The 12,323-nt window shown below is 58.7% G+C and carries 6 protein-coding genes; 1 reads left to right on the forward strand and 5 read right to left on the reverse strand.

Going from position 1 to position 12,323, the window contains the following annotated elements; all coding sequences use genetic code 11:
* Positions 1 to 4: 4 nt before the first annotated feature.
* The 5 genes from rodZ to KO1_RS09560 all read right to left on the reverse strand — a co-directional run bounded on the left by rodZ (position 5) and on the right by KO1_RS09560 (position 10,662).
* Positions 5 to 994 carry a cytoskeleton protein RodZ gene (rodZ, locus tag KO1_RS09540; protein WP_004104487.1) on the reverse strand — a complete coding sequence of 330 codons (990 nt, stop codon included), beginning with the start codon at positions 992 to 994 and terminating at the stop codon, positions 5 to 7.
* Positions 995 to 1,268: 274 nt separating this feature from the next.
* Complete coding sequence (gene rlmN, locus KO1_RS09545) at positions 1,269 to 2,435, reverse strand: dual-specificity RNA methyltransferase RlmN (RefSeq protein WP_004104488.1); 1,167 nt, start codon at positions 2,433 to 2,435, stop codon at positions 1,269 to 1,271.
* A 353-nt stretch (positions 2,436 to 2,788) separates the two neighbouring features.
* Positions 2,789 to 3,220 (reverse strand): nucleoside-diphosphate kinase, encoded by a 432-nt coding sequence (ndk, locus tag KO1_RS09550; RefSeq protein ID WP_004114414.1) that lies wholly within the window; start codon positions 3,218 to 3,220, stop codon positions 2,789 to 2,791.
* Positions 3,221 to 3,390: 170 nt separating this feature from the next.
* Positions 3,391 to 5,715: a peptidoglycan glycosyltransferase PbpC gene (gene pbpC / locus KO1_RS09555; protein ID WP_064406909.1), complete on the reverse strand. Its 2,325-nt coding sequence runs from the start codon at positions 5,713 to 5,715 to the stop codon at positions 3,391 to 3,393.
* The gene (locus KO1_RS09560; RefSeq protein ID WP_047720795.1) at positions 5,716 to 10,662 is read right to left on the reverse strand and encodes an alpha-2-macroglobulin family protein; all 4,947 of its coding nucleotides are present in this window, start codon (positions 10,660 to 10,662) and stop codon (positions 5,716 to 5,718) included.
* Positions 10,663 to 11,083: 421 nt separating this feature from the next.
* On the opposite strand from KO1_RS09560, the gene KO1_RS09565 reads away from it, so the two are divergent.
* Positions 11,084 to 12,295 (forward strand): hypothetical protein, encoded by a 1,212-nt coding sequence (locus KO1_RS09565; RefSeq protein ID WP_023321430.1) that lies wholly within the window; start codon positions 11,084 to 11,086, stop codon positions 12,293 to 12,295.
* Positions 12,296 to 12,323: the final 28 nt, after the last annotated feature.

The following is a 12,323-nucleotide window of genomic DNA, read 5'->3' on the forward strand; positions in this document are numbered from 1 at the left end:
TCTGTTACTGCGCCGGTGATTGTTCGGCATTAAGGGTCAGACGTGCAACCTGGTTAGTTCTGATAAAACGACTCAAATCGACTGGTTTACCCAGATACTGTATCTGTACCGCCGCCGGTGCACCGATTTTCAGTTTATAAGGTGCCTGGCCGCTCAGATTGAGATTACCGCCTTTACGCTGCAACCCGCTGAACAGCTTTTTACCCGTCGCATCGCTCACTTCAAGCCAGCAGTCGGCGGTGAAATTCAGCACCAGATCCTGAGCCGAGGCCGGCGCAGCGGCCACGTTTGCCTGGTCGGTCGGTAGCGGCGAAGTTGGACTGGCGGGCGCTGGGGTAGCCGCCGTGTCAACGTTCGCCTGAGAAGGCGCAACAACGGCGTTGTTATCGACCGGGGCCGCAGTCGCAGCCGGAGCCGAGGTGGCTGGCGCAGAAGAGGTCTCTGCCGGCGCGCTGTTAGCAGCGGTATCGGCGGAAGAATTCGCCGAACCATTGTCCAGAGGAATACTTTGGCTGTTGTTATCGCCAGCGTTCAGCTCGGCGGAGGACTGATCGGCCATGGTGGAGATCTCGTCCTGCTGCGCTTTGTGGTCCTGCCACCACCACGCGCCGCTGAGGCCAATCACCACGAACAGCACCAGCCAGGTAAAACTCATTAGCCAGCCGTCGCGTTTTTTGCGACGTTTACCCAGCGAGAAGCTCTGCATTGGCGCCACTTTTGCCGCACGAATGGGAGCCTGCTTCGCCATCATCGGCAGCAGTTCTTCTTCAGGGATGTGCACGAGGCGGGCATAAGAGCGGATATAGCCGCGCAGGAAGGTTGAAGCCAGATCGGCGGGTGCCTTATCGTCTTCAATATCACGAACCGTGGAAACCTTCAGGCATAAGCGCTCAGCCACCGCTTGCTGGCTGAGCCCGAGTTGTTCACGGGCGTTACGCAAACGCGCGCCCGTAGTGTTTGCTTCTTGATGGTCTTGAGTGGCTTCAGTATTCATTCGCTACAACTACTGGTACGTGAAATTTAAAATTCAGCGCCGGTGACCCCGCGCCGCGAGACATCTGCTCAACGTCAGACAAACAGTATAAGTCCGTATGACGTACTATCACAGAGACTTATCAATATTGAATGCTAAGCGGTTGTTGTACCGCTACATACTGCCTCAAAGTCGACAAAAACGCACCGTAATTATTAACCAGAACAGCGTATTTCGCCCGGCTATACAACATAAATATGCAGCGCACCGCCCAGGCTGTGCGCTGCATCATTTATCAAACTGCCTTCACGTCGATCGCTTCGCCCTGCATACGTTTACGCAGCGTACGTTTGGTTCGGTCGATAACGTCGCCGGCCAGCTGGCCGCAGGCTGCGTCGATATCGTCACCGCGAGTTTTACGCACGATAGTGGTGAAACCATACTCCATCAATACCTTGGAGAAACGGTCGATGCGACTGTTAGAACTGCGGCCATACGGCGCTCCCGGGAAGGGGTTCCACGGGATGAGGTTGATCTTGCACGGCGTATCTTTTAACAGCGCCGCCAGCTCGTGGGCATGCTCGGTACCGTCGTTGACGTGATCCAGCATGACGTATTCGATCGTCACGCGGCCCTGGTTGGCATTGGACTTCGAAATATAACCACGTACCGAGTTCAGGAAGGTCTCGATATTATATTTCTTGTTGATCGGCACGATTTCGTCACGAATGGTATCGTTCGGCGCGTGCAGAGAGATAGCCAGCGCGACGTCAATCATATCGCCAAGCTTATCAAGCGCAGGCACCACGCCGGAAGTGGAGAGCGTGACGCGACGTTTTGAGAGCCCAAAGCCGAAGTCGTCGAGCATGATTTCCATAGCCGGAACCACGTTGGTCAGGTTCAGCAGCGGCTCGCCCATGCCCATCATTACCACGTTGGTAATCGGACGCACGCCGGTGGTCTTCACCGCACCGACGATTTTCGCCGCGCGCCAGACCTGGCCGATAATTTCCGAAACCCGCAGATTGCGGTTAAAGCCCTGCTGCGCCGTGGAGCAGAATTTACACTCCAGCGCACAGCCCACCTGAGAAGAAACGCACAGGGTGGCGCGATCGTCTTCCGGGATATACACGGTTTCGACGCGCTGATCGCCAACGGCAATCGCCCATTTGATGGTGCCGTCGCTGGAGCGCTGTTCTTCAACGACTTCCGGGGCGCGGATTTCCGCGACTTCCTTTAATTTGCCGCGCAGAACTTTGTTGATGTCGGTCATCTCGTCAAAGTTATCGCAGCAGTAGTGATACATCCATTTCATCACCTGATCGGCGCGGAAAGGCTTTTCGCCCATGTTTTTGAAAAACTCGCGCATCTGCTGACGATTCAGATCCAGCAGGTTGATTTTGGCATCTTTGTTCGGCACCGTCAGTGCGGCGCTATCAGGTGTGACTATTTGTTCAGACATAATTGATTCCGGCCTCGTTATTACACGTTATGGCCCCTGGAGGGTTAAAAAGAAACGCCCCGGGAGCGACTGCTCAGCCGGGGCGCTGTATTCTACAAATTCTGGCCCATCAATACTACGTCTGCACGCAGCAATGATGAAAAAATCTGTAACTGCCAGGCAGCTCCTCGTGACCGGGGTGAACGCGCGCAGCCAACACCGCGACGGTCGAAAAGGCGACGAGGATGGTATCTCCAAAGTATTTTACGTCACGGCGAAGCGGCGAGTTCGCAAATCCCCGGGAGTATAGATAACGATGTGACCGGGGTGCGCGAATGAAGCCAACAAAGCGGTGGCGTGAAAGACGCGGGAGATTAGCGGGTGCGCGGGCAAACCTCGCCTTCAGCAAAGAAAAACGCGATTTCGCGCGCAGCGGATTCAACGGAATCGGAACCGTGGGTGCCGTTCTCGGTGAAGCTGTCAGCGTAGTCTGCGCGCAGCGTACCCGCCAGCGCGTTCGCCGGGTTAGTTGCGCCCAGCAGGTCACGATGACGCTGAACCGCATTTTCGCCTTCCAGCACGGAAACAACGATCGGACCGGAAGTCATGAACTCAACCAGACCGTCAAAGAACGGGCGACCTTCGTGCTCAGCATAGAAGCCGCGAGCCTGCTCAACGGTCAGATGCAGCATTTTAGTGCCAACGATTTTGAACCCTGCAGCTTCAAAGCGAGAAAAGATGCCGCCAATAACGTTTTTTGCCACCGCGTTTGGTTTGATGATGGAAAAAGTACGTTCAATAGCCATGATAACCTCTTTATATATGTTGTTCTGTTTTGCAGATGAGCAGATGAGACCGATAAATACGGCGCGAATTATAATCATCATCTAAGGCGATTGCCTATGTGTTTAGGTAACATTTTTTTAAAAAAAAGCGACCTTAAACAACAAATCCAGCCCATTAAGGCAAGTTCTGTTTATTGCACCGTGAAGTTCGCGGCAACAATTTGCCCCGCCTCATCCATCACCACCAGTTGATAACGGTCAGGGCGATCGATGCCAAGCGTCGCACTGCCCCCTTCCGCCAGCAGCGGCTCGCCGTTCAGAAACCACCAGCGCCGCCCTTCCCCTCCGGTCGTTTGCAGCGACAGCATCACCCTCTGCTCGCCGGGCAGTCGTTTAACGACTGCGCCCTCGCGTATGCCCGAGAGCACCAGCGGTGCGGCATCAGCGCTTTGGACCGGCGGACACGCCGCCGAAACTGCAGGCAGCCTGACCCGACGTCGTTCGCCTGCGGGTAGCCAGGGTTCGAGCGGCAGCGGCCAGACGTCGAAGCTTTTCTCTACCGCGCCGGGGCAATCTGCCGCCACCCGCTGTCCTTTTTCGTTCAGCCAGACCGGAAAGCGGATCCCACGCATACCTTCCTGTCCAGGGAGCAGCAAGGTCGGCGGCTGACTCTCATCAAGTAGCCAGGTGGCCAGCCGTCGGCGACAGTTCGCATCCCCCGCAGGTAAATACTGCCCGCCGGGCCAGCAAACCGTCCCGGCGCTGACCGATGAGGGACGCGGGTCGCTCGGCAATCCGCCGCGGCTCATTGCCGGCCGCGCCAGCAGCATATTATTGACCTGATTCAGCAGCGGCACCGCGCTGGCGAAACCAAACTGTCCGACAACCGGCGTGCCGTCAGGTCTTCCGGTCCAGATACCTATCAGATAGCGGGCGTTCACGCCGATTGCCCAGGCATCGCGATAGCCGTAGCTGGTTCCGGTTTTCCACGCCAGCGGCACCACCTGTACCAGCGATGTATCGGGAACCGGCTGCGCTTCGCCGGCCAGAATGCGCCGCACAATCCAGGCGGCCCCCGGCGACAGCAGCGGTCGTTCAACCAGCGGTGAATCAGGAGTGATGCGCAGTTGCCCCGCCTTACCGTGACGGGCGAACGCGCTGTACGCCGCCACGATATCCGCCAGACGCGCGCCGGCGCCGCCGAGGATCAGCGATAGATTCGGCTCCGCGCCGGCGGGCAGCATCAGCGGCAATCCGGCATTGCGCAGCCTGGCGGCAAAACGCTTCGGCCCGTAGGCCTCCAGCACCTGCACAGCCGGAAGGTTCAACGAGCGAACCAGCGCTTCGCTGGCGCTTACCGGCCCGTGAAAACCGCTGTCAAAGTTGCCCGGCCGGTAGTCGCTAAACCGGCGCGGGACATCCTGTAATAGCGAAGCCGGATGGATCAGTCCCTCATCCAGCGCCATGCCGTAGACAAACGGTTTCAGTACCGAACCCGGGGAGCGGATCGCCGATACCATATCAATGTGGCCAAAGCGGCTATCATCACTGATATCCGCCGATCCTACCCAGCCGCGCACCTTCATATTGGTATGGTCGACCACCACCATCGCTAAAGAGCTGCGCGGCGGCAGGCGCGATTTCCAGTTCAGCGCCAGATCTTCCAGCTGCCGCTGCAGCCCGGCATCCAGCGTCGTTACTACCTTCTCAGACCGGCTGCTCGCCAGCGCGCGGCGGGAGAAAAGCGGCGCCAGCTGCGGCATCTGCCGCGGAAACAGCCAGACGGGCTCTTCGATAGCTTCTCGCACCGGCTGCGGCGGCCACACGCCCTGATTTTCCATTCTCAGCAGCACTTTATCGCGCGCCGCCTGCGCTCGTTCCGGCCAGCGGTCCGGGCGCAGCCTGCTTGGCGCCTGCGGCAGAACGGCCAGCAGCGCCGCTTCGCCGTAGCTTAGCTGTGCGGGCGGTTTACCGAGATAAGCCCAGCTGGCCGCGCCAATCCCCTGCAGCGTGCCGCCGAACGGCGCCCGATTGAGATAGAGCGTGAGGATCTCGCTTTTTGACAGATGCCACTCCAGCTGCAGCGCCCGCCATAGCTGACGCAGCTTGCCGCCGAAGGTGCGGGGATGAGGATCGAGCAGGCGCGCCACCTGCATGGTCAGGGTGCTCCCTCCGGAGATCACTCTCCCGGAAGTGAGATCCTGCCAGGCGGCGCGAGCGATCGCCAACGGGTTAACGCCGGGATGCTCCCAGAACCAGCGATCTTCATAGTGGATCAGCGCCTGCAAATAGCGCGGCGAAACATCAGCCAGCGTTACCGGATAGCGCCAGACGCCCTGCGCATCGGCAAAGCGCCACAGCGGCGTACCGTCTTCCGCCACCACTACTCTGGCAGGGGTAACCTCACGCAGCGGCAGCGGCCACAGCCGGTCTGCCGCCAGCAGCAATAGCCACAGCAAAAAAATAAACGCCGCCAGCCAGCGCCAGCGGCGTTTGATACGCCTCAGCGCCCGCATTTATGGCGCAACGGTTAGCGGTCCGCTGGCTGCGCCAGTTGCCCGCCACTGCGGCACGTACATCGACTCAACCTGCGGCTGCGGTACCTGATAGGTGCCCGGCGTCACCGCGCGCGCCAGATAAACCAGCGTCACCGGCTGGCCTTCATTGATAGCTACCGCGGCCACAAAGCGATCGTCGCGAAACTCAATGTGCTGGATATCGGCCTGCTGCATCTGGTTAAGCAGATTTTGCACCACCTCGCCGTTCTCCTGCAGACTGGCGCTGCTGTTGGCCAGATTCTGGTTTTCCAGCTCCAGCCCCGCCGGGAGTAAATCCACTACCAGCGCGTCCGGGACGTTACGCTTAGCCGTCACCTCCAGCTTCACCAGCACTAGTTCGCCGCTGCGCAGCGAAGAGAGCGATTTCTGCTGACCCTGGGTATCGAAAACTTGCCGTTCAATGCCCAGTACGTTGCCCCCCGGCTGCGGCGCGTTCTGCGGGTAGCCGCTGCTATCGAGACGCAGCCACAGCGGCTGCTGACCGGTATTGGTCACCTGCAAGGCCGCCAGCTGATCGCCGGTCAGGTTACGGGTTTGCGCTTTCTCGCCGGAGAGCGGTTCGGCCTGCACGGAGGTTTGCGCCTGCCAGCTGCCGGGAAGATCCTGCAACGTACGTCCGGCCAGGAACAGGGCATTACTCTCCTGCGTCGAGAGCCAGCGCTGGCCGTAGGCTTCTTCCGCCAGATTGCTGAGCAGCGTATTTTGCGCTTCCGGCAGCAGTTTGTTCTCCTCCAGCAGCGCCAGCTTCAGCGCATCGTCGCGCAGCTCGCTGCCGTAATCGCCGAGCCAGCGGTTCGCCTCCTGCCGCGACGTGCTCAGCGCCAGCTTCAGGGCTTCGTCGCCGCGCGGCGCATCGCCCATCAATTTCAGGGCCACGCCCAGCTGCAGTAGCGGCAGACCGGAACGCGCCTGGTCGTGACGGCTCCAGATTTCGCGCAGCGCGCCGAGCGGCGCTTTCTGCTGCCGTGCCAGCACCAGCGCGGCGTAGGCCTGAGCGGCAAAACGGCTGGCCTGGGCATCATCGCTGTAGCGGACGGCGATCAGCCCCGGCTCCTGTAAATAACGCAGCAGGCGCTGGTTGCCGTTATTGACGGCATTGGTTGGTACGCTATAGCCCTGCTCGCCCGCCCGGACGAGGAAGTCCATCGTGTAGGCGGTTAGCCAGTACTCTTCCGGCCCCTCTCTGTCCCACAGGGCGAAACCGCCGTCATCGCGCTGCATCTGCAGCAGGCGAGAAATGCCGATATCCACCGCCGCGCGTCGTTTTTCATCGCTATCGCCGCCGATCCCCAGGGCTTTAAGCTGGGCGGCGTTGGTATAGAGCGACGGGAATAGCCCGCTGGTGGTCTGCTCCAGGCAGCCGTAAGGATAGGCCTTCAGGTCGCGAATATAGCGCGCCAGGTTCAGCGGCGGCTTGCCGCTAAACACCAACTGCCCCTGCAACGTGGCCGGCGAGAAACCCTCGCTTTGCGCCGCCGGAGCCTGCCAGCTTTCCCCCGGCTGGAGGACAGCGCCGGAATTCACGGTTTGCGCCGGGAAGGCGGGACGCACGCCCAGCTTCCACTGCTTCTGCATTGGCGTGAAAGTTTCACCCGGCAGGTTCAGGCCGCTGATGGTGGCATTTACCTCACCATCGCCAAAGCCTTGTAGGGCGCGAACGGGCACAAACAGGGTGCTGCGCGCGCCGGGCGCCAGATGCACCGGCGGTATTTCTCCCCCTGCAAGCTGCAGCAGACCGCTGGCTGCCAGCGCAACGTTGAGAGTCTGCGGCTTATCGGTCAGGTTGCTGAGATCCAGCGCCAGGCGAGTGGTATCTCCGCTGGCGAGGAAACGCGGCATATTCAGCTCCGCAATCACCGGCGCCGCCACGATCGTTTTTTCTTCGCTGCTGCCGAAATCATCAGCCGTCCACGCCTGCGCCATGATCCGCAGTTCGCCGTTAAAGTCGCCGATTGGCAGGGTCACCGTCCCTTCGCCTTTCTCATCCAGCACAACCGGCTGTGCCTGCTGGGCGATAATCGTCACGTGATTAACCGGCGGCTTACCGCCGCGTTTCAGTTCATCGCCGTCGCCGCCGAAGCGCAGGCTGGCGAGCCTCCCCTGTCCTTCAATGACCTGACCATAGATATCGTAAATATCGGCGCCGTAGCGTTTCTGGCCAAAGAACGCGTTCCAGGGATCCGGCGTGGCGTAGTCGGTAATATTGAGTACGCCGCTATCGACGGCAGAGAGCAGAACGTTAACCTGTTTCGGCGTCTCGCCTTCTTTGAGGCTGGCCTTAATCTTCACTTTCAACGGCTGGTCAGGACGCATTTTATCCGGTGCTTCCAGCGCCAGATTCAGGCGACGGTTATCATCGCCAAGCGGCAGGTGCAGCAGCCCCACGGCCCGTTTTGGCGTTGCGGACTGGGATTTATCCCCCGGGCGAATCACCAGGGTGCTGAGGTACAGGTCGTGACGATTCCAGGCTTTATCCACCGGGATAGATAATTCCATCCCTTCCGCCGGGACGTCAATCTCCTGCCACCACAGCGGCCCTTCGCTTGATTCCACCAGCGCGTAGCCTTTACCGGCAGCCGGAGCGGCAATATGCAGCTTGATCGTATCGCCGGGTTTATAGGCCGGTTTATCCAGCTTCATGGTAACGCGGTCCGGACGCGCCGCCCCCTGGCCTTCGCTGTTATCCTGCCAGCTGTACCCTGCCCAGAAGCGTACGCTGCTGACGACATCATCCGGCCCTTTGACTTCCAGGCGATAGGCGCCCCACTCGACCGGGAAACTGACTTTCGCCGTTTGCCCGGCAGAGAGATCGAGCGATTCCTCACCTTCCTGAAGATCTTTTTGATCGAACTGTGACTGCCAGCCTTCGCTCTCGGACCAGTTCCAGTAGTAGTCGCGACGTTCGCGAATTAATCGCACCTGCAGCCCGGAGACCGCTTTCTTTTCGCCTTTGGCATCGGCGTAGACAATTTCAAATGCGGCGTTGCTGTTTTCATCCACTACCGGCTGCTTGATCGTGCTGTCGGTACGATAGTCATAAACCTCTTTCAGGGCGAATTCCGGACGGATGCCAGGCAGCGTTTCGGCCGGCCAGATCGGCTGCCTGACGGTGCGCGTAACCGGTCTGCCGCCGGACTCCAGCAGGCTGGCCTGCAGGATCACCTGCAGCGGCGAGCGGCTCTCCTGCCACTGGCTGGCGGCGGTGACTTCCGCATGTCCCTGGTCATCCAGGGGGGTCTGCACTTCATCCAGGCTGCGGGAAAGATTCTCCTCGGCAATGTCGCCAAACTGGAAGCCCGGCAGCGCAGGTACCGCGTCGCGCAGCGGACGCAGGAACAGTTTACCCTGCAGCGAGTTGCCGCTGGCCGGCGCGCCGTACAAATACGCCCCGCTTACGGCAAAGCTGACATCCGCAGCCGGCGAAACGGGGGCATTTTGCGGCGTGAGATTCAGCGCCATGCGCTCAGGCATAAAATCTTCAACGTGAAAATCCCACTCGCGCGGCTGGTTATCGCCGGTACTGGCGCGAATGTGCCACATCCCGGTCGCCGCGCCGCTATCGAGCGGATAAGTAAATTGATACAGGCCATTGATCGGTTTGCTGACCGTCGAGCGGATTATCTGGCCATCCGGCTGCACCACTTCCAGCTTTACCGGCTGTTCGGGAAGCGGCCTGCCGTCGCTATCGCGCAGTAACGCGTTGAGGATCACCGTTTCGCCCGGGCGGTAGAGATCGCGCGGACCAAACATAAACAGCTGCTTGCTGAAGCCCGGCGCGCCGGCAATAGAAAACTCAGCCAGATCCAGCGCCGGAAGTTTAAGATCCAGCAGAGTGGTTTGCCCGTCCTTACGCGCCAGCAGCAGCGCCGCGTCTTTATCCGTTTGTAACGTCACGTGCCCCTGAGCGTCGCTCTTCGCCTGCGCCAGGGTTTGCCCTTTGGCGTTCAGCAGCTGCACATCGATACCGGACTGCGCCGCGCCGTTTTCCAGACTCTGGGTAAAGACATCCAGCCGATGGTGATAACGGTGCGCGGATACGCCAATATCGCTGAGGGTGAACAGCGTCGCAGCGTTGCTATAGCTGTAGCGGCCCGCCTGATTCATCACCGCGATATAGACGCCCGGCTCCTGCAGTGGCTTGATATCCGCCAGCGGCAACAGCAGTTTTTCGCGCGTATTGCGCGCGGGGTTGAGGTCAAAACGGCCGGTGTAGACCAGATCGGCCATCTTCAGCAGCTCGTCCGACTCCCAGTTGCTCAAGGAATTACGGTATTCCCATTGGCTGACGAAGGCCGAAAGTGATTCAGGTTTAATCCGGAAAAAATTGACGTCGATGTTATCGACATTCAGCGCCATCACCGGCAGTCCGGCCACGACTTTCCCCGGCAGCAGCGAGCCGCGGCTGGCAAAGCCGATGCTCGGGGCGATGTCGCGGGTAGTAATGGTTTTTTCAAAGCTGCTGTCAAAAGTCGCTTTATTCAGCGCCGCCAGGGTGGGATCCACCGAAACGATCAGCTCGCGTTTTGGCTCAAGATGGCGAAGACGCAGCTCTTTAAGGTTGGGCGCCAGCTCCCACGCCCCGTCAACTTTGCCGCTTTTTTTGTCGACCAGATGCACGCTGCGGGAGAAATCCTGATCCGGCTGTAGAGGAATAGAAAAAGTCAGCACCAGCGTCGCCGCGCCGTCGAGCTGAACTTCAGAGGCATCCAGCAGCGTTAACGCTTTGCCTTTGCTTTTCTCAGCCAGCGCCGCCAGCTGGGCGCTGTCCGGCTTCGCGGGCGCGTTATCCGCCGCTGCGGATGCCGCCGGCGCGGCCGCCTGCGGTTTGCCGCTGTCGTCGCAGCCGGTTATCGATAGCGCGGTAAGTAGCGCCAGAGACAGCGCCGCCAAACGAAATGGTTTCATCCTTCTAACCCCTCGGCCCGCAGGCCAGATACATTCAGTGAACACATTATTATGCGTTAACGGCAGAATTACCAATAGCCCGCCAGCCCGCAATATTGGTAGATAACCGGGGCGGCGACCCCGCGAACCACGGATAGCTGGAGTGAATTAATTTAGCGGATATATCGCGCTACGATTTTTCTTACCTCGACCTTTAATATCCTCAACCATTGGCACTTTTTATTCTGAAATTCCCCTCTCTGCGGCCATATAAATTGACAAGGCGCGAGCTTTCTATTTATTGTTCGGGATATCAGTGCCTTTAAAATATAAATCATTACCCTGGCGATGATAGTGACTGTCCGTTCCACAGTCTTCCGGAAAGCACAACATCAACCCATCTCATATTCCTTATATGGGATAAATAATATGGAAGTTATTTATGTCTCAAATGGTCGCACTGTCGATTATTATTTTAATTCTTTATATCGGCGACGTTGTTTCTACCCGCACAAAAGCCTGGATTCCCTCGGTATTTGTCTGCGCCGTTCTGTTTTTAGTCGGCTACTGGACATTTTTTCCGGCAGATATCATTAGCCGGGCCGGGATCGGTACGCCAGTTGCCATAATGCTCATGTATCTGTTAATCACTAATATGGGCACCCTGCTGTCGCTGAAAGAGCTGGCGCAGCAGTGGAAGACCGTGGTCATCTCTCTCGCCGGTATTGCCGGGATCGCGGTGGCCGTCTTTGCGGTGAGCATGATGCTATTCGATCTTAACACCGCGCTGGTCACCATTCCTCCGCTGGTCGGGGGTATCGTGTCATCGCTGATTATGTCGCAGGGCGCCAGTAACGCCGGCCTGGTAGACCTGTCGGTTTTTGCCATTTTGATTTACGTGATGCAGGGGTTCGCCGGATATCCGCTGACCGCGATTATGCTGCAACGAGAAGGCAAAACGCTGCTTGCCCGCTACCGCAGCGGCGAACAGCGCCCTGATGACATTGCCGAAGAGCACGCGATGCTCGCCGTCGGCGAGGAGAAAATGCCGCGCCTGTTCAGTAAAATCCCCGTCAGCTACAACAGCAATTACTTTAAATTCCTGCGTCTGGCGCTGGTCGGCTGTCTGGCCTGGGTCGTCGCTGACCTCGCAAAGCCAATCGTGAATATCAGCCCCTTCGTACTGTGTCTGTTTTTTGGCGTCGTATTTACCTCGTTAGGCTTCCTTGAAAAACATACCCTGCATAAGGCTAACGGCTTTGGCTTCGCCATTATGGCGTTGATGCTCTTTATCTTTGATACGTTGAACAAAGCCACGCCGGAGATGCTGCTGCGTCTGCTATTCCCGATGGTAGTGTTAATCGCCACGGCGGTGATAGGTATGTTTGTTGTCTCCTGGCTGGTCGGAAAACTGCTTGGCGTCAGCGGTCCGATGGCATTCGCCATCTCTTTGACCGCGCTGTACGGTTTTCCCGCCGACTACATTATTACCAACGAGGCCATCAACGCCCTCACCCACGATGAAAAAGAGCGCCAGATGCTCACCCACCATATGCTGGGCCCGATGCTGGTTGGCGGATTCGTCTCCGTCACCATGGTTTCGGTGGTGTTAGCCGGAATTCTGGTCGGCTATCTGACGCCGGTGCTCGGTTGAGCGCGTTGAATTTTTAGCAAATTATGGA

Origin of the sequence: Klebsiella oxytoca NBRC 105695 (genome assembly GCF_001598695.1) — a bacterium.
GTDB classification, from domain to species: Bacteria; Pseudomonadota; Gammaproteobacteria; order Enterobacterales; family Enterobacteriaceae; genus Klebsiella; species Klebsiella oxytoca.